Annotated in this window: 24 protein-coding genes and 1 pseudogene; 7 read left to right on the top strand and 18 right to left on the bottom strand. The window is 31.1% G+C overall.

The window, feature by feature from the left end; translation table 11 throughout:
• Positions 1 to 17: 17 nt before the first annotated feature.
• Positions 18 to 227, bottom strand: coding sequence for a hypothetical protein (locus ACFWM3_RS10905; RefSeq protein WP_056476770.1), 210 nt, complete (start codon positions 225 to 227; stop codon positions 18 to 20).
• 77 nt (positions 228 to 304) lie between these two features.
• Between ACFWM3_RS10905 and ACFWM3_RS10900 the strand changes: the two genes are divergently transcribed.
• Positions 305 to 1591, top strand: coding sequence for a glycosyl hydrolase family 18 protein (locus ACFWM3_RS10900; RefSeq protein ID WP_056476769.1), 1287 nt, complete (start codon positions 305 to 307; stop codon positions 1589 to 1591).
• A gap of 54 nt (positions 1592 to 1645) precedes the next feature.
• On the opposite strand, the gene tlp is transcribed toward ACFWM3_RS10900, so the two are convergent.
• The 9 genes and pseudogenes from tlp to ACFWM3_RS10855 all read right to left on the bottom strand — a co-directional run.
• Positions 1646 to 1879, bottom strand: a complete 234-nt coding sequence (gene tlp, locus ACFWM3_RS10895) for a small acid-soluble spore protein Tlp (protein ID WP_390311340.1) — start codon at positions 1877 to 1879, stop codon at positions 1646 to 1648.
• Between the two features lie 43 nt (positions 1880 to 1922).
• Positions 1923 to 2063 carry an acid-soluble spore protein N gene (locus ACFWM3_RS10890; protein WP_056476763.1) on the bottom strand — a complete coding sequence of 47 codons (141 nt, stop codon included), beginning with the start codon at positions 2061 to 2063 and terminating at the stop codon, positions 1923 to 1925.
• 331 nt (positions 2064 to 2394) lie between these two features.
• Complete coding sequence (locus ACFWM3_RS10885; protein WP_082459651.1) at positions 2395 to 2532, bottom strand: FbpB family small basic protein; 138 nt, start codon at positions 2530 to 2532, stop codon at positions 2395 to 2397.
• Positions 2533 to 2607: 75 nt separating this feature from the next.
• Positions 2608 to 3159, bottom strand: a complete 552-nt coding sequence (locus tag ACFWM3_RS10880) for a TlpA family protein disulfide reductase (protein ID WP_390311339.1) — start codon at positions 3157 to 3159, stop codon at positions 2608 to 2610.
• A gap of 503 nt (positions 3160 to 3662) precedes the next feature.
• Positions 3663 to 6389 carry an aconitate hydratase AcnA gene (gene acnA, locus ACFWM3_RS10875; protein WP_390311338.1) on the bottom strand — a complete coding sequence of 909 codons (2727 nt, stop codon included), beginning with the start codon at positions 6387 to 6389 and terminating at the stop codon, positions 3663 to 3665.
• Between the two features lie 788 nt (positions 6390 to 7177).
• Positions 7178 to 8281, bottom strand: coding sequence for a GerAB/ArcD/ProY family transporter (locus ACFWM3_RS10870; protein ID WP_390311337.1), 1104 nt, complete (start codon positions 8279 to 8281; stop codon positions 7178 to 7180).
• Positions 8282 to 8446: 165 nt separating this feature from the next.
• The gene (locus tag ACFWM3_RS10865) at positions 8447 to 9487 is read right to left on the bottom strand and encodes an acyltransferase family protein (RefSeq protein ID WP_390311336.1); all 1041 of its coding nucleotides are present in this window, start codon (positions 9485 to 9487) and stop codon (positions 8447 to 8449) included.
• A 291-nt stretch (positions 9488 to 9778) separates the two neighbouring features.
• Complete coding sequence (locus ACFWM3_RS10860; protein WP_390311451.1) at positions 9779 to 9991, bottom strand: peptidoglycan-binding domain-containing protein; 213 nt, start codon at positions 9989 to 9991, stop codon at positions 9779 to 9781.
• A gap of 6 nt (positions 9992 to 9997) precedes the next feature.
• Positions 9998 to 10387 (bottom strand): annotated as a pseudogene (locus tag ACFWM3_RS10855) (M15 family metallopeptidase); the annotation flags it as partial.
• A gap of 428 nt (positions 10388 to 10815) precedes the next feature.
• Between ACFWM3_RS10855 and sspO the strand changes: the two are divergent.
• From sspO to ACFWM3_RS10840, 3 genes are all read left to right on the top strand, one after another.
• Positions 10816 to 10962, top strand: coding sequence for a small acid-soluble spore protein O (gene sspO / locus ACFWM3_RS10850; protein WP_069032362.1), 147 nt, complete (start codon positions 10816 to 10818; stop codon positions 10960 to 10962).
• 671 nt (positions 10963 to 11633) lie between these two features.
• Complete coding sequence (locus ACFWM3_RS10845; protein WP_082459649.1) at positions 11634 to 11768, top strand: small acid-soluble spore protein P; 135 nt, start codon at positions 11634 to 11636, stop codon at positions 11766 to 11768.
• 33 nt (positions 11769 to 11801) lie between these two features.
• Positions 11802 to 11960: a YfhD family protein gene (locus ACFWM3_RS10840; protein WP_082459648.1), complete on the top strand. Its 159-nt coding sequence runs from the start codon at positions 11802 to 11804 to the stop codon at positions 11958 to 11960.
• Between the two features lie 48 nt (positions 11961 to 12008).
• On the opposite strand, the gene ACFWM3_RS10835 is transcribed toward ACFWM3_RS10840, so the two are convergent.
• The 5 genes from ACFWM3_RS10835 to ACFWM3_RS10815 form a co-directional block, all read right to left on the bottom strand.
• Positions 12009 to 12713, bottom strand: a complete 705-nt coding sequence (locus tag ACFWM3_RS10835) for a DsbA family protein (RefSeq protein WP_056476749.1) — start codon at positions 12711 to 12713, stop codon at positions 12009 to 12011.
• A 251-nt stretch (positions 12714 to 12964) separates the two neighbouring features.
• Positions 12965 to 13210: a DUF4261 domain-containing protein gene (locus tag ACFWM3_RS10830; RefSeq protein ID WP_390311335.1), complete on the bottom strand. Its 246-nt coding sequence runs from the start codon at positions 13208 to 13210 to the stop codon at positions 12965 to 12967.
• Positions 13211 to 13634: 424 nt separating this feature from the next.
• Complete coding sequence (locus ACFWM3_RS10825) at positions 13635 to 14018, bottom strand: DUF5412 family protein (RefSeq protein ID WP_390311334.1); 384 nt, start codon at positions 14016 to 14018, stop codon at positions 13635 to 13637.
• Between the two features lie 151 nt (positions 14019 to 14169).
• Complete coding sequence (locus ACFWM3_RS10820) at positions 14170 to 14727, bottom strand: hypothetical protein (RefSeq protein WP_390311333.1); 558 nt, start codon at positions 14725 to 14727, stop codon at positions 14170 to 14172.
• A gap of 505 nt (positions 14728 to 15232) precedes the next feature.
• Positions 15233 to 15703 carry a hypothetical protein gene (locus ACFWM3_RS10815; protein ID WP_056476744.1) on the bottom strand — a complete coding sequence of 157 codons (471 nt, stop codon included), beginning with the start codon at positions 15701 to 15703 and terminating at the stop codon, positions 15233 to 15235.
• Positions 15704 to 15889: 186 nt separating this feature from the next.
• Between ACFWM3_RS10815 and ACFWM3_RS10810 the strand changes: the two genes are divergently transcribed.
• Positions 15890 to 16321, top strand: a complete 432-nt coding sequence (locus tag ACFWM3_RS10810) for a DUF2621 family protein (protein WP_056476741.1) — start codon at positions 15890 to 15892, stop codon at positions 16319 to 16321.
• A 29-nt stretch (positions 16322 to 16350) separates the two neighbouring features.
• Here ACFWM3_RS10810 and ACFWM3_RS10805 read toward each other — a convergent pair whose 3' ends face one another.
• The gene (locus tag ACFWM3_RS10805) at positions 16351 to 16830 is read right to left on the bottom strand and encodes a CcdC family protein (protein ID WP_056477344.1); all 480 of its coding nucleotides are present in this window, start codon (positions 16828 to 16830) and stop codon (positions 16351 to 16353) included.
• A gap of 211 nt (positions 16831 to 17041) precedes the next feature.
• Positions 17042 to 17749, bottom strand: coding sequence for a cytochrome c biogenesis CcdA family protein (locus tag ACFWM3_RS10800; RefSeq protein ID WP_056476738.1), 708 nt, complete (start codon positions 17747 to 17749; stop codon positions 17042 to 17044).
• 616 nt (positions 17750 to 18365) lie between these two features.
• Between ACFWM3_RS10800 and ACFWM3_RS10795 the strand changes: the two genes are divergently transcribed.
• A complete protein-coding gene (locus tag ACFWM3_RS10795; RefSeq protein WP_056476735.1) occupies positions 18366 to 19106 on the top strand; it encodes an AzlC family ABC transporter permease in 741 nt (246 codons plus the stop codon).
• Positions 19103 to 19408: an AzlD domain-containing protein gene (locus tag ACFWM3_RS10790; protein WP_390311332.1), complete on the top strand. Its 306-nt coding sequence runs from the start codon at positions 19103 to 19105 to the stop codon at positions 19406 to 19408. Before ACFWM3_RS10795 ends, ACFWM3_RS10790 begins: the two co-directional genes overlap by 4 nt.
• Positions 19409 to 20003: 595 nt before the next feature.
• Here the strand turns inward: ACFWM3_RS10790 and ACFWM3_RS10785 are convergent.
• On the bottom strand, positions 20004 to 21893 hold the full coding sequence (locus ACFWM3_RS10785; protein ID WP_390311331.1) for a S53 family peptidase: 1890 nt from the start codon (positions 21891 to 21893) through the stop codon (positions 20004 to 20006).
• Positions 21894 to 22199: the final 306 nt, after the last annotated feature.

The raw sequence follows: 22199 nt of genomic DNA, 5'->3' as shown, positions 1-22199 counted from the left end.
AAAAACCTAGCTTTTGGCTAGGTTTCGGTTTGTATACGAAATCCCAAAAACTTGATTTTCAGACTGATTGCGAGCGCTTGTCTTTCGAGGCGCGAAGACTGATGAGGAGCGGAGTTACCTTTGACGGTAATGAGCACCGCAGGCAGACGAAGCAACGAAGAAAGCGAGCGTTTGTCAACAGTCTGAAAGCTAGGTTTTTTATTTTCAAAATCAATTTGCTTTTCCACCTATTCTCTTCTAATCCAAACTCTTTGGCATATATTTAATAGAGACGAATATCTACGTTTAATGGAAGGAGATAAACTTGATGCAAATTCATGTTGTAAAAAGTGGAGAAACAGTAATGAGTATTGCAGATTTTTATGGAGTTGAACGCCAAGCACTCATTAATTCAAATGCTCTTGTAGCTCCTTATAAAATAATAAAAGGTCAATCGCTTGTTGTACCAACTACAGGAAACGAATATTTTGTTCAACCCGGTGATAATTTATATGATCTTGCTTTAACCTATGGTGTAACATCAAGTCAAATTGCAACTTTAAGTGGAATTAGTCCATATGCTTCATTAAATGTCGGCCAAAAGCTGCATCTTCCACCACGGAAAAAAAGAAATATCGAATCAATTGGTTATTTACAACCTACTTCAAACCCAATAAAACCAGCACTTGAAGAATCAGCTCGAACAGAAGCTAAGTATTTAACGTATTTAGCACATTTTAGCTTTGATGCAAAAAGAGATGGTACATTATCAGAACCGCCGCTTGGAAACATTCCTCAAATCGCAAAGGATAATCGCTGTATCTATATGATGGTTGTCTCTAATCTTGAAAATGGACAGTTTTCAACATCACTAGCAACTGATATATTACAAAGTCCAGCAGTTCAAGATAAACTGATAAATACAATTATAACTACTGCTAATAAATACGGATTTAGAGAAGTAAATATAGACTTTGAAGACGTTGCTTCAACTGATCGTGTAGCTTATATTAATTTTTTAAATAAAGTAAAATCAAGGCTACCACAAGGATTCATATTGAGTGCTACTTTAATACCAAAAACAAGTTCACACCAAAAAGGTAGATTTTACGAAGCGCATGATTATGCTAACATAGGTAAAGTTGTGGACTTCGTTGTAATCATGACATATGATTGGGGTTGGCAAGGCGGGCCACCAATGGCCGTATCACCGATTGATCAAGTTCGTAAAGTAATCAACTATGCAAAGACGGTAATTCCTGTACCAAAAATTGTAATGGGCCAAAATTTATATGGATTTGATTGGAAAGTTCCATTTAAACAAGGTACTATGGCTAAAGCATTAAGTGCTGAAGCTGCTACAAACTTAGCAATTCAAATGACAAACGAAATTCTTTTCGATAACAAAGCTAGAGCACCTCATTTCCGATATACAGAATCAAACGGTCAAAAACATGAAGTTTGGTTCGAAGATGCAAGATCAATTCAAGCTAAGTTTAACTTAATAAAAGAAGAGAATATACGAGGTATATCATATTGGAAATTAGGATTACCATTTATTCAGAATTGGGAGCTCCTTGAAGCTAATTTTAATATAGTTAAGAGAGCATAAAGAAAAGCTAGGTATTTATGAGGTTAACTCTAAATACCTAGCTTATTTTTTTAATTAGTCATTTGTATTATTAAATGCTTGTTCGTCTCTTAGTTCACTTTCCAATGCTGCGATAGATTCTTCACGACGTTGATTTTTTGCTATTGCATTTTGACGTTGCTCGTCATTTCCGAATTTCATTGAAGCTTCTGCTTCTTTCATATTTTCCTTCGTATTGTTTATATTATTTTGGATTTTACTTGCATTATCACTACGATCATCTGGCTTCGGTGTATTTGTATATTCCATCATAAATCACTCCAATTCAAAATTTGTTTTTCTGTTTTGGACTTTACCCGTTATCTACAATTGGTTGTTTGCCAGTAGGATCTTTATACTGCATTTGTTTACCCTTATTCCCACCAGCTGCTTTGTTTTGAGTACCTATATGATTTGGTACAAAATCTTTAGGATGTTTTTTTGGATTTCCCATTTTATCGCCCCCTAGCGATAGTATGAGTTTTGTTGCTGTAAATATGTAAAAGGAAATTAAAAAATGACCGATTTTGACAACAAAAAAAGAAGGAAATAATTCCTTCTCTCAGACTGCCCGCCAAACGCTCGCTTTCTTCGTTACTTTGCCTGTATGCGGTGCTCATTACCGTCTAGGGTTCCGCTCCTCACTCGGCTTCGTGCCTCGAAAGACAAACGCTTACAATCAGTCAGAAAATCAAGCTTTTAGTATTTTGTCTACAAACTAAAAGAAGGAAATAATTCCCTTCTCATTGTCTATAAATAAAATTCAATTTTCGAAAATGACTAATTTACTCCGCTTTAGCTTTTCTTTCTAAACGTTCTTCTAGTCGATCATATATTTTATTCAAAGCTTCTTCATCATTTAATAGTGAATTTTTATTTTCAAGAATTAATTCTTGAAACGATTTATGTCTTTTCTTTCTCAAAACAATCACCTCTTCTTTTTATGTTGTTAGTATTGCCAAAAAAAAGAGTTTTCTTACATTTTAGTAAATTTTTTCTTATTTTAAAAATGCATTTAATTGTTTTGCAGTTAATGGCCCAATTTGCTTAAAAACTACTTCTCCATTCGGGTTAATAAAGTATGTAGTTGGTATTGAAATCACACCATATTTACGAAAATTATCACCGTTTTCATCAATTAAAATTCTATAATTCATACTATTTTTATTAACAAAGTTCTTGATAAAACTTAAATCCTTTTTCTCACCAATATAATCTGCAACACCGATCATTTCAATATCCTTATGCTCTTGATGGAATTTCTCTAAAGCTGGTATCTCATCCTGACAAGGAGGGCACCAAGTAGCCCAAAAGTTTAAGATTACTTTCTTACCTTTAAATGAAGATAAATTAACCTTCTTTTCATCTAAAGTCATCAATTGTATATCAGGTGCCTGCTGTCCAACTTGAACACCTAATTTTTGAATTGAAGCAATATAGGCATCATTATTATTACTGACTTTTTTCTCTTCTTCTTTTTTCTCATATAATTGAAAAATTGAATATCCCAACGCAACTAAAAGTATCAGCACAGGAATTACTTTTTTCATACAAATCACCCTTTTAATGAACTATCTCTATTTAACCATAATAAATACAAAAGTGGAACAAGCTCGCCTATGTTCTTAGACAATATCTCTTGTGAGTACCTTATATATACTTTTTTCGATTCGAATTATCTTATATAGATCCACTTTTATTATATTTTTTACATGAATGCTCTATTAATTCGTAATTTTTTTATCCATTTAGTACATTTTTGTATAGGGTTGATCGTTTCTGTTTGTTTAATTACTGATAAGCAGTTTTTAATTGTGATTTTTGGTTTTTATTTGGGATTCTACAGATTTAATTGCTGTTTCTGGTTTTTATTTGCGATTCTACAGATTTAATTGCGGTTTCTGATTTTTATTTGTGATGCCATCTTTTAATTGCGATTCAACGTTTTTAATTGCGATGCCATCTTTTTAATAGCGATTCAAAGACTTTAATCAATTTCCACTTACCCAAAATAAAAAAACACGGTCCAAAAAGACCGTGTTTTCCATACAAATTAATGAGTTACTTTAGAATTATTTAATTTATCACGTAATACCATTTGTAAGATACCACCATGACGGTAGTAGTCAATTTCAACTTCGCTGTCGAAACGAGCAACTACTTCAAATTCAACAGTTGTACCGTCTTCTTTTGTTGCAGTTACTTTTACAAGATCACGTGGTTTAACATTCTCATCTACATTAACAGCAAATACTTCTTTACCATTTAATCCAAATGTTTCAGCATTTTCACCATCTTTAAATTGAAGAGGTAAAACACCCATTAATACTAAGTTACTTCTGTGAATACGTTCGAAGCTTTCAGCAAGAACTGTTTTTATACCTAAAAGATTTGTTCCTTTAGCAGCCCAGTCACGAGAACTTCCCATACCGTAGTCATTTCCAGCTAAAATCATTAATCCAGTACCATCTTCTTTATAACGCATTGCTGCATCATAAATTGACATTACTTCGCCAGTTGGCCAGTAAGTAGTGTATCCACCTTCTGTACCTGGAGCGATTTGGTTACGGATACGGATATTAGCAAATGTACCACGCATCATTACATCGTGGTTACCACGACGAGAACCGTATGAGTTGAAGTCTACAGGTTTAACACCTTTACTTTGTAGGTAAAGTCCTGCAGGAGTTGTTTTACCAATTGAACCAGCTGGTGAAATGTGGTCAGTTGTTACTGAATCACCGAATTTACCAACGATTTTTAAACCAGCTAATGGTTTAACTACGCCTGGCTCTTTTGATAATCCTTCAAAGAATGGAGGATTTGCAATATAAGTTGATTCGCTATCCCATTTGTATAATGAATCATCAGTTGTTTGAATTTCGTTCCAACGTTTGTTATCTTCAAATACTCTTTCGTATTCTTTTTTGAATAATTCAGGAGTAACTGTAGATGCAACTACTTCTTGAACTTCTGCAGATGTTGGCCAAATATCTTTTAAGAATACATCGTTTCCATCTTTATCTTGACCGATTGGCTCAACTGAGAAGTCGATATTTACATTACCTGCTAACGCGTAAGCAACTACTAATGGTGGTGATGCTAAGTAGTTACCTTTAACTTGAGGATGAATACGTCCTTCGAAGTTACGGTTACCAGAAAGTACAGAAGTTACTAACATATCATTTTCAGCAATTGCTGTTTCCATTTCAGGTGCTAATGGACCTGAGTTACCGATACATGTAGTACATCCATAACCAACGATGTTAAATCCTAATTGATTTAAGAAAGGAATTAATCCAGCTTCTTGTAAATATCCACTAACAACTTTAGATCCTGGAGCTAATGAAGTTTTTACATAAGCAGGTACTGTTAAACCTTTTTCAACAGCTTTTTTAGCTACTAAACCAGCACCTAACATAACGTATGGGTTTGAAGTATTTGTACAACTTGTGATTGCTGCGATTGCTACTGCACCAGTTTTAAAAGTTGTTTCAGTACCGTTTTCAAATTTAACGTTTACTTCTTTATTTAATGTTTCATCAGTTAAACCGAATCCTGCATTACCCATTGGAGCAGAAACTGCTGCTTGGAATGCTTTTTTCATTTCAGATAATGGGATTAAATCTTGTGGACGTTTTGGACCAGAAAGATTTGATTCAATTTCTGAAAGATTGATTTCTACTAAATCAGTAAATGTAGGATCTTCTAAGTCAGCTGTATAGAATAAATCATTAGCTTTGCAATAAGCTTCAACTAATTGAATTTGCTCTTCAGAACGACCTGTTAAACGTAAGTAGTTAAGTGCCTCAGCATCAACTGGGAAGAATCCACATGTTGCACCGTATTCAGGAGCCATGTTTGCAATTGTAGCACGGTCTGCTAAAGGCATGCTTTGTAAACCTGGTCCAAAGAACTCAACAAATTTATTTACTACACCTTTTTTACGTAAAACTTCAGTAACTTTTAACGCTACATCAGTTGCAGTTGTTCCACTTGGTAAAGCACCGATTAATTTAACACCGATAACTTCTGGAACTGGGAAATATGATGGTTGACCAAGCATACCTGCTTCAGCTTCAATACCACCTACACCCCAACCTAATACACCAATACCATTAATCATAGTAGTGTGTGAGTCAGTACCCACTAATGTATCAGGGAATGCAACAACTTCACCATCTTCATTTGCAATTGCATGTATTACATTTGCTAAGTATTCTAAGTTAACTTGGTGTACGATACCAGTTGCTGGTGGAACTGCACGATAGTTATTAAATGCTTTTTGAGCCCAGCTTAAGAATTGGTAACGCTCTTCGTTACGAGAAAATTCTAAATCCATATTGAAATCTAATGCATCCACTGAACCAGCTTTATCAACCATTACAGAGTGGTCAATTACTAGATCTACTGGAATTTCTGGATTAATTACTTCAGGGTCTCCACCCATATCAGCCATTGCCTTACGTAATGAAGCTAAGTCAACTACAGCTGGAACACCTGTGAAGTCTTGTAAAATAACACGAGAAGGTTTAAACGGAACATCTACATCTTTTAGCTCGTTTGTTCCCCATTTTGCTAAATTTTCAACATGATCTTTTGTAATTACTCTTCCATCTACTTGACGAAGAACTGACTCTAGTAACACTTTAATCGAATAAGGTAATTTACCGATTTTAGCTACTCCAGCTTCCTCAATTGCTTTTAAGCGATAATAATGATAAGTTTTATCGTTCGCAGTAAATGTCGAACGAGATTGGAAAACGTCATTTTTCCCCATTTGTTCTTCCCCCTATTAAGCAAAAAATGTCTGAATATATTTTATATCCAAACTTTTCAATACCTTACAATAATATATTATTACAATGTATATCATAAGTAAATAAGAAGTAACTTATCATTTGCAATAAGTATTACTTATGACCTTTAAAACAATTAGTTCATTTAATAATCTTCAACTCAATTATATCATCATTTAAATCCATAGATTTTAATTGAGTTTTTAAAAGTTCGTGAACAAGATGTGAACATAATGTGATTTTTGTTAACGTGAGACTTCAAAATGTGTGAACCAATATAAAGACTCCTAAATCTGTCTAGGAGTCTTATATTTATATATTTATTATAACACCTTCTTGATATTTCACTCTGAATACACCCAATAAATTAAAAAGAATATTTTATCCTTATGCAAAATTTTTCATTAAATCGTTTGCAGATTAAAATAAAATCACTTGTAGGAAAGTATTAATTTTATAATATTGTTTTTCTAGTTAGCAGCCTAATCCAGAATATCTTCAAATTTTTCTAGTGTTAATTCTTTACCCATACTCGTTGCATAACTCATTAGTCCGCAATACATGTAAATTTCAATGTCATCGGGATCTAAAATTTTCAATTGATTCATCAATTTGAAGTGAGTATTACCAGACATCGCTTTTAATTGCTTTAGTGCTTAATGTCCGAGGTCTATCCATATTGATTTTGAGCAAAAGAAAAAGACCACAAAAATGTAGTCTCCTAGCTATTTTTTCTTTTGGGATGCACTACAAAATCCAGAGAATTTCTTTATAAGGCTGGGTATTTTAGTTTCCTTTTTATTAGCACTATTAGTAATAAACATATTGGGATAATAATTTGAAGAGGGATCTGTAGTAAAAAGGGGACAACATCACTTGCTTCATTACGTAATGCAAGATAATTCGTTGTCATCCACATTGAACAAACTAACATAATAACGGAAGTAGGATAAACTAATTGCTTACTTTCCTTAATGCCAAATAAATCTGCTGTTCCTGACACCGCACAATAGAAATAAATAGTAATCTTCACGAAATAATTACATACCGAAACTACTATAATAAAGGTATCCAATCTTTGAACAAAATCAGCAATACTAATATAACTAACAGCTGTAAGAAGTGGATATATGCTTCTTTCTATGTCAGAAACGCCCATTATGGAAGTATTTAACATTGAAGATAAAGTCAATATAAGCCCAGAAAATAGATAGGATGCTATTCCTACTTTTACTACTTTCTTTTGTTTATTTAAATATGGCAAAATCATTGTAAAGGTAAATATCTCACCAAAAGGATTTGAAACTAATATCGGAGTTGCCTTTAACACCGGTTTCCATCCACTTTCTAATACAGGTCTTAGATTATTAATATTGATTAAGCCAGAAATAATTTCTAATCCAATAATTATAAAAGTAATGAACATTATAAATAAAAAAATAAATTCATTTGCACGTGCAAATGTTTCAATTCCTTTATGACTTGCATATATGACTACAATCATCATTAATATTCCAATCGAAATACGTGATGAAGCATTATAAAGAGTAATAACCATTAACTCCTCAAAATTACGCAAAACTCGTGCACCTATATAAATAAAATATATTATATAGATTAGTGCTAACAATTTTCCAACATATTTCCCTAAAATATTTTGTATATATTTTGTAAATGGTACATCAGGAAAAAATGAATATAACTTTATATATACAAAAAATAATAGACACCCCATAGTAAGTCCTATTAATAAACTCATCCATGCATCTTGCTTGGCTAAAGAATAGATTTCAATTGGTGGCGATGTACCATTAATAAACATAAAAATCATACATAATAATTGAAAACCACTTACTTTCAATTTACGATTCATTACAGTACCTTCATAATACTTACTTCCTCTATATTCTTTTTTAATGCATGTTTATTTTTACCATTTAGAATCTAAATTATGATTTATATTACAAAAATACCCTGTATCCGAAATGGACACAGGGCTTATTTATAATGCAAATTTAGCTTCAACTTACACTCTTTATTATGACACCTTTAATTGACTGATTGTATTTTCTGTAACGACTGGCTTACCTTTCCCATTTAGTAATCTGTTTAAAATTGGGATCTTTTTAATGAAAAACGATAGTGAGATAGGGATTATTAATCCAAATGCAAAGTATATGGACCAATGTATCGTTCCTACAACATAAAGTTTATCTATAAATTTTAATGTTGCGATAGCAAATCCAACATGGAAAATTAAAATTATTAAGGATTCTCTACCTAAAAAAGTAAAAAACTTTGTCGGTAATTTCATTTTTGACAACAATTTTGCAAACGATAATGTTACAATGCTTCCGGAAATGCCTGCTGTATAAAATATAAAAAAGTTATTATAAATCCTATTGTTCATATCTGCATCGTTGATATAAGTACCAATTCCGAATATTATTAAAGATAAAATTGATACAATTCCAATTGGTTTTATTTTATTTAATAACTGATATTCCTTAAATTTATTCCCTAAATACATGAAAAGAAGAGCTACTAAAGCGATATCTAAACCCCATGGTAAAAAAACAAAACGACTTATACCATAGCCAATAAATCCAATAATTAAGTAAAAACCTATTTGGGTGTAAACATTAAAATCACCAATTATTTTTTGTGAGTAACAATAGAGTAATTGAACACAAAATAAACAAACTAAAAACCATAACGGTACATTTAAGCTTAACCATCCATTAGTTCCATTTCCATATAAAATGCCAACAAGAGGCTTATACCATATAAATTCAGTTCCTAAAGGATCTGCAATTTTTAAAATTAACCAGTAAAAATAAGATAATATCCCTACTGTAAAATAAGGTACAAGTAAAGCATAAAATTTGTTGATCCATAATAGACGCGTATCATTTAAGTACTTCTGACTACTAAAAAGATACCCTGATACTAAAAAAAACAATGGCATTCTAAAGTCTCTTAATATGTTATTTAACCAGATTGGAATAGCCGTATGTCCCATTACTACCAGAAATATAGTGATCCCCCTTGCGATGTCTATTTCGATAAATCTTTTCATCTGTATCCTCCTGAAATGCTTCAAGCACCAATAATAAGTATTTGTCCAATAAACATCATATTGGAGGATTTGAATTTTTACAATCTTATATTTTTTTATACTCCATTCGTTAAAGACTGCCTTTTTCGTAATGTAAGCTATATGTAACGTTATGCCAATATGATTTGATTAGTCGCATATTAAAACAAACCCTGTACAATACTTATACAGGGTTTGAACTAGATTTTATTTTTACAATTTGAAATTTTGAATGTTATTTTACTAAATTTAGTAATAAGATTTTACCTTTTCTTAAACAAATAATTTTGCCCAAGTTTTTGGGCCAACTTTTCCATCTACGGTCAGGCCATTTTTCTTTTGAAAATTCCTTACCGCCCGATCCGTAATAGGACCGAATATACCGTCTGCTGTAATTCCTAATTCTTTTTGAACTAATTTAACACTATTTCCTTTTGAACCTGATTTTATGATCGTTCCTGGATATGCAGGTGGTTTAGCTTCCAATGCTTTATCAGTACCATATCCTTTGTATTCAAATTGTAAATGTGGCTCATCTACAAAGCTACTCCAGTCCCCACCCCATGTGAAGCCAATGGATTTTGCATAATTAATAGCCGATTTAAACGGTTCAGAATTGTATGAGTTCCACCCTTCTTTACCATTTACAATCGGAACAAAGTCTAATGCTTGACCTAGAATATGATATGACTTTCTAGTTTGGGACTTGCCATTATCAACTAGTTCTTCTTGTCGTTCTCTTGTTCGAGTCGTTTCGTAAATTAAAACATCGATATTATTTTTTATACAATAATTGTACCATTTTAATGCTGCTTGCTTTGTATTTGGAGCTAACTTATTTATATTTGATAAATTTCTTTCGTGATAAGTTGGATTTGTCATTTATGATTTCCCCTTTTAAATAAATTTAAAAAGCCAACCTACTTAGGAAGACTTATCCCGTAAAATAACTTCGCTTGCTTTTAATAAACAATCAAACATACACATAAGCCAATATATTCACAAAATTGAAATACGGTTTGAATAAATAGTCTAAAAGATATCGTTTTTTTCTCCTGGACATGTCTTTAATCCTGTTAGTTTTTTATTTCTTGTTCAATCTCGTCAATTCCAGCAACGACACACATAAAAAAACACCTATTATAAGGTGCTGACATTGAACAATTTATCATTACGTCTCACATTAATTACCAAATAAATTTTTAGGGTACTATAAAAAATATAGGAAAGAATATCGATTATAAAAGGCAATTTTCAAACCTATTCCAAAAATATGTTTACGAAAATGGCCTTATTTAAGGAGGAATATCATGTCTAGACGTAAAAATAATTCTGGTAGCGGAATGTCAGCTTCAATCGAGCAAGGAAAAGCTGCTGGTTTTAATGAAGAAACTGCACAAGAGCCACTTTCAGCAGATTATAAGTTAAACAATAAAAAGACGAAAAAAAGACAATAAAAAAAATAGCAAGCAATTTATAAGAATTGCTTGCTACTTTTTAATATTTTTTGATCATTACTCAAAATCATCTTTTCGCTTTCGTAAAATACCTTTGTTCAATGACGATTGAGGCATTAAATAAATAATATCTCCTGTTCTTTTCGTATCTCTATTAACATTGCTTTTTCTACGATTATAGTATAGGAAAAAATTAATCACATTTTTTTGTCTCTTATTATATTGAACTTTCTTGAACAAGAGATAGAGTAAGATCACACCCGAATATATAAGACAAACTGTTAGTACTTGCATAATCAGTATCAGTCTCCTCTTTCATTTTGACTATTACTAGTATTGGTCAAATTACTTGTTTCATACATCAAAAGAGTCAGACAAACTAAAAAAAATTAACTTTTACTCTATTAATTTCTTAGATTTAATTGTTGTTTGTCGTTTTTTATTATGAAAAATAATTTTCTCAACATTCAATTTTTGGTTTTAATATTAGATGAATTAAATCATTAGAAATACCTCCCTTTCATTAATTTATTTATATATATGGAAAATGGTTATCGAAAATTATTAGAAAAAAATGATTAAAACGCTTTCAATTATAAATTAGTAAATATTTCTTTTCGGCATATTTTTTCGCTTACGACTAAAGCTATTCTTAAAGGAAGGTGACAAGAATGACAAACAAATCATCAAAAAGAAATAGCCCAATTGATCATGAAAGTGGACAACCAAAACCATTAAGCGGTTCTCATAAAGTAAAGAACCAAAATCATACAAGACAGAAAAAACATAGTAGCCACGACATGTAATTTAAATTAGTTAGTTATAATGGAGGGTTTAATTTGAAGAATAAGCAAAGTACTTTCAATTCTAATTTTAATAAGAATGTAAAGCCTGATGGACTCGATGTTGAGTATTCAGCGGAATTAGCAGATCATGAGGATATAGAGGCTCAAGAGCGTTCAGCTCAAGCAGATGCACGTGTAAAGAAAAAAATGTAATTTTGCTATACAAAAAAGGTATGCGATAATTCCGCATACCTTTCTTAATTATTTGTTTATTTCAGCGTCAATAGCTGCTTTAATTGATTCTAAGCTAGGGTTGTCCACTGCTTTACCATTTACAAATATTGTAGGTGTTCCGTTAACACCATAATGGTTTGCAATTGCAACGTCGTTTGCAACTTGTTTCATTGCATCTTTTTTGTATAAATCTTTTTTAAATTGTTTTTCATCTAAATTCGGAATAACAGATTTCGCAATACTTGCAAGTTTATCAGGTGTAGCCCAAGTAGTTGTTTCATCTTCTTGTTTTAAATAGATTTGCTCTTGAAACTTCCAAAATGAATCTTTATGAGTTTTATAAACTACTTCTGATGCAAGTGCAGCTAAATTTGAATCTTTCGAAATAAACGGATAGTTAATAAATGAAAAATTGATTAAACCATTATCAATATAATCGGCTTTAAGTTGGGGAAAAACTACTTTATTCCATTGAGCACAAATTGGACATTTATAATCTCCAAATTCAACTACTTCAACTTTTGCATTTTTATTGCTAAAGGTTGGTTGATCCTTCGTGTCAAACCCATCAACTTTTACTTGATTTACTCCTGCAATTGCTGGATAAACTTCTTCAGTCTTTTTATCTTGCAATTTTGAAACTAAAAATAATGCTCCAACTAAAACAACTATTCCAACAAATACAGAAATAGCAAACGTTTGATTACCATTAGATTTTTTCTTTTTACTCATTAGTGCTATATTCCCCCTACAATTATGTACTGTACATCATTGTAACATAAACTAAAGTAACCTAACTATTCATAACACTTGTAATTGAAAATTATTCTTAATTAAAGTTTTAAATACTTATTAATGTTCATTAGTAAATTAAGATATTGCAATTAGAAGTTAAAAAAAGGCAGTCAAAGTAAACAACTTTTAGGAACTCTAAAGGAACAATTGCACTGAATTAGTTGCATAAGAAATACGTTAAATATTTTTTATATTTGTTTTAATTCTAGCAATCCAAATGGGTTAAAATACAAATCCTCTTGATCATATCTATCATCATTAATTGCAGTTATCTTTAATACATGGCCATCTTCGCTGATACTAAATTTTTCACCATTATTAAAAGTTGGGTTCTCAATTATATTATAGAAATTAAAATTATTTAAAATGTCAGCTGCTTCTATAGGGTCAATTGTAGACGGAGTTACAACGTCTGGCAGACAAAATGCCTTCATACCACATGAGAAATAACACTCCTCTCCTCCAATTAGAGTGACAAAATGTGAATAGAGAGGAAATATCTCATTATTCGAATTAAGTTCGTTCCACTCCTTTTTTGTATAAGCAACACCAGAAGATTCAATTTTAATGGCTAATCCTCCTGCTTTTAATAAGGCATCCCCTACATCTACAACTTCTTATACATCTTCTATATTTCCTACATCTGCAATTATATATATGGTATAAGTTTGTTATCTAGTAATGATTGTTGAAAGGAATCTCTGCATGCATAAATGAATGATTCCTTTAGATTTGGTTCACTTTTAAGTTTAATAAGTATATATTGGTTATTCTTAATGATTCGATTGAATCATTCTTTGCACCGCATTTTAGCGGCTCGCGAACTTCAAGTGTTGTATGCTTTCGTTCAATCGTGTTTTACTCATTACGAAAATCGTAAGTTTGATTTGGAACAATTAGTTTATGACCATTTATTATCACAGTGTTATTCTTTATCCATTTTATATTTGCTTTCTCTTCATGATAATTCCAATAAATGTTTTTAGGTTTAATATCTTTTTTGTTAAAGATTAATTCTCCCCTAATAGCATAGTCTGTTGTTGCTCCTCCGCTCGATACGTACGCTTTTAAAGTATAATCTTGATTTGGAGACTTAATTTGTTCGATTAATTTACCTTTTGGAATATAGCTTAAAGTAGGTGCTGCGAAGAATGTCATATAAATATGGTATGAAAACCAAATTAGAACAGGTAATAAAATTATTTTTAATCCAATCGTTATGTATCTATATTTCTTAGCCAAAAGTTCTCCCCCAGATGGAGTTTTATTAATTAATATAACATATAATCATTTGTTTCCTATGCAACTATCCTGCCATTTCCTCGAAAAAAAAAGCTACCGAAGCAGATTAAAGGTTCTTCAACTATTGCATGCGTTAAATCGATAAGTTATCTTATTTAACCTGCTTACCATCTTTTTCAAAATACTCATATTCAAACCTAAAATCATGGCCATTTAGGGGCTTAGGCATATTTTCTAATTTAATTAATGAGGCAGATTTTGGATGTAAGTTAAATACAAATTCTTTTGTTGATTCACCAATAACTGTTAATTTCATTGTTGTAACAGTTGTATCTACGTTTGTAACGATAAGTACGTGATCCATTTTCATGACTTTTCCTAATTTAATAAAAAACAACGCATGAGAAGCATTTGTACGACTTTCACTATATGTCATTTTATAGTTTCCATCTTTATTTTTAAAGAAATGTATATATCCTGGAGAATTATTATATAGGAATGCAACGGTTCGGTCATTGCCATTATTAGAATCAAAAATTTTTAGAATTTCAATTGTATCTTTACTTTCATTACCTTTAATTGATTGAATACTTTTTACAATATTTTTTTCATTATTTCCATTCTTTTGAAAAGAAGTTCTTATGAAAAAGCATAGTGCAAAAAGTATTAACACAGCTAAAAAAATGATGCCTTTTTTTGATTTAAGCATAACACTCCTCCTTTATTATGTTTATTCAAAAGGTGGGGATTAGCTATACATTCAGGCTGATATAGCAATGTTTTCAGTAGAAAAACTACTTTAGATACTATTATTATGCAAATAATCTGACTTATATCACATTAAAAATAGCCGCATATTTGATGTGATTTTACTCTTTCGTTTTCCCAAAAAAATGTGTAAAAAACACCATACTGTTTGGATTCATTAAAAGGTTATCCTACATCAAATCCAAGGTGTTCCTTAAATGAACAAATACCAAATCACCAAAAGCACAACCAATCTAAACTTGAGAATAAAGAATGTCGCTTTTTTCATCTGAATGTTTATCGTCTCCTATATGATCTACAGGAAGCATGAAATCTCGACTTACATAAACTTTTTTTATAATCATAGTCTAAATATGTTATTAAATCGGGTTTCACTCAATAAAGACTTCACTATTTTACAAAACAAAAAGCCAAGTCTACATTTAAATAAACTTGGCTTTCATTTATTAATTATTTTTATTTACTAAAATAATCAATTCTTCATCAAATATTATGTCAGAATTTAAATTTAAAAGTTCACTTATAAAGGCTTTTGGATTTTCGAGGGTTAACATAATTGGTTGTACTGACTCGTTAATATGAATTAATAAGGTTATTATTTCTTTATTTTTTCCAAAAACTTCGACTAGTTGCTTTATTTCTGTAATATCATTGACCTTCAGTTTAACTGTTAGAATGCCTTTATGAATAATAATTTCATCCTGGATTAAGACAATATCACTTCGAATTAGGCGGAAAGCTGTAATACTTAAAACAATAACGACTACAGCGATTTGCAAATAAGTCTTAATTTCATTTCCATTTCCTACTAGCATTGATATTAACTTGTACAGAATGACTAGGAATATTGAGCTTGCGGCCAAATAAAATAAAACACTCAGAAAAGTAAAGTGAGAAGAGAATTTAGTTTGTTTCACATTCTTTCGCCTCCTCTACGACTTTTTTCTTTATTTTTTCTACTATATGATTCAAATACTTAAAATGAAACTAGTACTTAAAAATAAATGGTCATTTTTTGACAAAAAACATATGTACTTGCTTGATACTTGTCATATTTTCTTACTATAATAGTGGTATGTTTACCTAATACAAGGAGGATACATATGTTTTCGTTCTTTTCTCAAATTATGATTGTCTTATGGACAATTTTCTTGTTAGGAATGATGTCAATCGGCGGATACTTTATGTTCAGAAAGTTTTTAAAAAGATTACCTAAAGAGGATGGGAAATCGATTTTAGATTGGCAGGAAGAATATTTACAACAAACAAGACATTTATGGTCAACTGAACAGAAAGAATTACTTGAAGAATTAGTAAAACCTGTTCCAACTTTATTTAGAGATATAGCTCGAGATAAAATAGCAGGAAAAATTGGTGAGTTAGCTCTAATAGCTAACGCTCCGCAAATTACACAAGGTTTAATTATTGAAGGTTATATTAAAGCAACCCCTAAACGTGATCATGCATTTTTAGTTAAAACATTGAAGAAAAAAGAAATTGATTTTACTGATTATAAGCATTTACTTGCAAAATAAAAACGTGTACCGATAAGGTACACGTTTTTTCATGTAATAATTGTATTTGATGGAAGCTGTCTTCTCATTTTTTGATATGATTTGTACATTGCTAAGCGCCAAGGAACAATCATTGAAAATGCTAATAAGAAGAACATACCACTTAATTGGCCTACATCGATTGATGAACTTAAATATAACTTCATCACGATTCGAACTACTAATAAACCAAGTAAGATAAAGACAAATGCTTTTGATCTTTTTAAATAAATTTCATTATCTACAATTTCAAATTTAGACGTTTTAATTAAAAATAACGAAAAGAATACTCCCATACAAACAGCTTCTAATACTTCAGAACCAGTTAATCTAAACTCAGGTACTAAGTACATTAAAGCTCCACTACTCATAAAAAATGGAGGTAAAATTATTTTTTTTAAGTTTGTTGGCTTTTTAGCAGCTTTTAGTCTAACGACAATTACACCTAAAGCCATACAAGTTGCTAAAACTGTGCTAAAAATTATACTCATATCTTTACTCATTTTTTTCACTACCTTTTTCTCATTCTTAAAGAATAATAATACTTATATGCTGATACTTATTAATACTGTTTTGTGAATAAAAAGCACTTAATCTTTGCAACCTTTGTTCTTTAATTATTATATAATACTGCTTCTACCACATCGATTGCAAATCCAATTACTTCAAATCCTGCATTTTTTTACATTGGAAAAATAATGTTTAAAATCCAGTAAATCCACCAAAAAATCTAGTAAAATAAATTGTAATTTTAGTTAACCAATCAAAATATAACATGATTCCCATTATGATCATGAGATATCCACCAAAAACGACGATTTTATGTGAATACTTTTTAATCCAACCTAGCGAGCCTAAATAAAAGGATAAAACAAAAAATGGAATAGAAAATCCAAATGTGTATGCTAACATATAGAATAAACTTGAACCTGGATTACTAACTGCAAGGGCAAATACTGAAGTTAGAATTGGTCCAGTACAAGGTGTCCAACCTGCCGCAAATGCTAATCCAATTAAAGTAGAACCTAAAAATCCTGAAGGACGTTTTGAAAATTGAAATCTACGATCATTCATTAAAAACTTCGGCTGAAATATACCCGTTACGACTAATCCTAAAAATACAATTAAAATCGCACCAACTTGACGAATAAAGTCTTGATAACGCATAAAAAAAGAGCCAATTATGGAAGTGCTAAAACCTAAAACAATAAAAATAATTGTAAAACCTAATAAAAAGAACAAAGTATGTAGTAAGATTTTACTTTTATGTATTCTTTTTTCATTTTGTAAATCACTTAAAGATACCCCTGTAATATACGATAAAAACGCTGGATAAATCGGTAGACAACATGGAGAAATAAAGGAGAGAAATCCCGCTCCAAATGCAATACCAATATTTAAATCCCCCATTAACTTACATCCCTTCCCATCTTTACATTCTAGTTAACATTATAACAGAATTGCTTTTTATTTAGTATTAAAAGTAGTTAATAGACCGTATCGTACACATATTTTAAGAACCTCTAATAATTCATTAATTACCAAAAATTGTAGAATAGTGATTAAAATGGAATATTTTCACTTAAGTTTCGGCACACTTGTTAATAAACTAAATTATTAATAAGGTGAAAAAATGTTTAAAAAAATATGGCCAAGTATGTTTTTATTATTAATCCTTATCATTTATTATTGGAAAGTATTACCTATAATTTATAAATTTCATGAATAAGTCAAAAATTTTTTATAGCATTTCAAAAAACTCCTCTTTTTAACTTCAAATGCACTTTATTTTTAAAATTCATAAAAGTTCTTAAATATAAAACAAATTATATTTATACTATTATGAAAATTTTCTCATTTTTATAGTATAATCATATGACACTCTTTGATGGCCAACCATTCTTCAAACAAAACATAAGCATGTATACGGAAATATAAGGTAAAGGAAATGATTTTCAAAAGCTGCCATCTCAAAGTTCTAATTTTACTAAAGGATATTTTATTTGAAGGGAGTTTATAACTTAACATGTCTACTGTTTTGCAACAATCAAAAACTACACACACAAAAGCGAATCGTAGTAAGGAAATGAAGGACGGATTTTTAGCGTCTGTTCCTTTAATTATTGGCTATTTACCAGTTGCTTTTACATTCGGATTAATTGCAAAGCAAGCTGACATTGATGTACTAAATACTCTTTCATTTAGTGCGCTTGTATATGCTGGAGCTAGTCAGTTTATGGGATTATCCATGTATTTGGCAGGAGTTAGTTTTTTCCAGATCTATATTGCTACATTTATTTTAAATTTTAGAAACTTTGTTATGAGTCTATCATTTAATCATCAATTTAAAACTCTACCATTTTGGCATAGAGTCTACTTATCTATCACACTAACAGATGAAAATTTTGCTGTTACTACTTTAGGTAAAAAAAGCAATTCAGCAGGTTATTCATCCACTTATTTGATTACATTACATACAATTGCTTATTGTACATGGATAAGCGGTACTATTTTAGGGGTTGTTTTTTCTAAACTTATTCCAAAGATTATTAGTGAAAGCATGGGAATATCTTTATACGCTATGTTTATCGGGTTACTAACCCCAGCCATTCGTACAAATTGGAGAGCGTGTTTAATCGTATTAGTGAGTATGCTTCTAAATTTCATCCTTTCTTCTTTTTTAAGTCAAGGCTGGTCATTAATTTTGTCTTCTATTCTTGCTAGTTTACTTGCAATTGTATTAATGAAAGGAGATCACAAAGAATGATTGTCTTTTTACTTGTTATAGGAATGTGCTTAGTGACTATGATTCCCCGTATTATTCCAGTATTTATTATTGATCGGATTCAATTTCCAAACTGGGTATCCTCTTGGTTAAAAGGCGTTCCATATGCTGCATTGGGTGCATTAATTTTCCCAGGAATATTAAGTGTTCAAAAAGGAAATATGAGTGTCGGACTGATTGGTGGATTAGTTGCAATTATCTTATCATTACTTAGATTACATATCATTTTCGTTGTTTTTGGAGCAATAGGAACGGTTTTAGTGATGAAACTTTATTTTATTTAGTTATTATCTATTCATAAGCTAGTCTAAAAAATAAACAGCGTGAAGAAAAACAACCTTGTCGATTAAATTACCAAATTTTCGTAAAAGGAGTCGAATGATGTTGACTTCCACTACAGGATGCTCGCTTTCCATGGGGCGGGACCTGAGCCTCCTCGGCAAGCCTGCGGGGTCTCAGCCTTCCCGCTTATCCTATAGGAGTCGAGCACCCCTTTCGTTCCAATCAACTTATTCATCAAAATACAAACTGCAATAAAACCTTATCAAATAGCCTTTACTTAGAGTATCCTAACTGTTGTATACTAATCTGCTTGTAGGTCAATTAATATCGAACATTAATTAAACTAATCAACTAATTTGTTTTTCTAAAATATAGCTCATAATATTTTTAACTACCGAAAAAATTCATTACTAGTGACTATTGGAACATGAATTTCTCAAACATATTAACATTTAAAACCATTAATAGATCATCCAAAAAAATGATAATTTCATCATTAAATAAATGTTCAGATAATCTCTATTTTCCCTATTGACCATTTTATATTTCAATACTCAAAAAAAGTCGCAATAATATGCGACTTTTTCTTTTTTTAATTTATTTATCTGAAGTACCAAATTTATCAGCTAATTTTGCTACATCAGGTATTCCAAGTCCTGTAGCTTGGTTATAAAGCGTGCCTGGTGTACCAGAATAGAATAGATTATCGTTTTCAGCACCTGATTTGTTTAATGGTGTGAAAGGCGATGAGCTTTGTTGTGCGAAGCGGTAAATTTGCGGATTCCAGAAACCAACTTGAGTGTGATCTGCACTATTAATTAGCGCCGATAAACCATTCAGTTGAGGTGATACGAAACTAGTTCCGCCAAATACAGCATATCCAGAATTTGAACCTGGTTTACCTGGATCACTTAAATACACATAATATCCAGTGTATGGATCTGCAGCCATTGATAAATCTGGAAGGTTACGGCCTGTACCTTGTCCAGAAATAACAGTAGGTTGTTTGTATGTGACATTTGATAAATCTGGTGAAATAGTAAACTCATCTACTGCAGTAAAACTGTTAACTCCACTAACTCCTTTTTGATAGTCTGGAGTTTCAAAATGAGTACTGAAACCTCCACCACCACCATTCACTAAGTTAGCATCTGGTAGTTTTCTAGCTTTGTAATAATCATGTAAATAATCCCATCCCCAAGCACGTTCTTCACCTACTTTAACATCAACACCTGTTGAGCTAGAGTGGAATTGGAAAGGTAATGTCGTACCACCTGCTACAGTGATGTAAGGACTTGCTGCTGGGAAATCAGCTGTCAGTTTAAATACTTTATCTGTACCTCTAGTTTCATCATAAGCACCTGCATCACCAGCTGCTGCAAACATCGAAATACCTTGTGCTGCTGCTTGCATAAATAGTTGATTAAATGTATCTTCGTACTCTGGTGCTTCCATTTGTTGCTGTACGTATGAATCAATACTCAATTCACTTGAACCCCAACTTACTGAAATTTGTTTTGCTACATTATCATTAATTGCATTTGAAAATGCATCTACAAATCCAGTATCTGAGTTTGGACCTACATACACATTCATATTTGCATTAGGAGCAATTGCACCTGATTGCTGAACATCTAAAGTAGTTTCTTCATAGCCATCCCATCCAGAACCGCCATCTACTTCAGTTACTTTAATACGGTTAGGCTTTGTTTGAATCCCCATATTATCCCAGAATTTATAAGCATCATCTGTATTAAATTCTGCTAAGGTTACAATACCGATTGTTTGGCCAGCACCATCTGCGCCCTTTTTATAAAGTGGATTAACATTGTAATGACTTTGTAAATCCTGTGGTGTTAAACTAAGAGGACCAGTTGGTACATCCTTCTTATCAATAATTGTTGGTTGTTTAACAGCTCTTGATTCTAAATTTGAATAATTATTTAAACCTAAAATACATAAAATATTATCTGAAATTACTTTTGGTAAAGTTGGCTTCTTTTTAGTAGAGTGAATTTTTTTTCCTTTATAACTAGCATTTTCTAATTCTACATTTAATGCTTTGTTTAATTGAACTACTGTTCCTGTTGCTGTAATTGTTAAATTATTTGCATGTACATCAGCTTTAATACCATATGATTGCAGGTAAGACGTTACGGAATGGACATAAGCTGGATTTGGTGCATATTTAGCTTTGAATTCATCAACACTTAAATATTTACGATAATGAGGAGAATATGGTGTAACTGTTTCTTTTATATATTTTTCTAACGCATCTTTGTTTTGAAGTTTCAAAACAAAATCGATTGATAAAGTAGTATTAGGATCCATGTCTCCAAAATAGTTAGTTCCGTCTAGTACAGCAGCCCCTGTCCCTTGGGCTACTTCCTTATTTACTTGTGCAGCTACTTTAAAGGTTGGTGCATTAACTAATAATAAAGAACTTGCCGCTGCTACTGTCATTAATGGTTTTTTCCAGTTTTTCAAAGCATATTCCTCCTTGTTGAGTACGTCTAACTTCAATATCGAAAGACTAGTATAGTAGAATAACAATTTAATATCCTTTAATTTTTTATTTAAATTCAAAAATACTAAATCTATTCTCTGTTATCGATTATAATTCTCGAAATAATCTAACAAAAGAAATATTATTCGATACAAAGAGCTAAAAACTACCATTTTTCGAACAATTACAACAAATATCGTAATATTTTTAGTAATATTTTCCTTTTTAAAATTTACTTTAATTAAACCAAATTAGAAAAAGTTTATTAAGTTTTTAATATTAATTAT

This window comes from Gottfriedia sp. NPDC058432 (assembly GCF_042721555.1).
Taxonomy (GTDB): Bacteria; Bacillota; Bacilli; order Bacillales; family Bacillaceae_G; genus Gottfriedia.
This window is presented reverse-complemented; position numbering and strand designations above follow the sequence as displayed.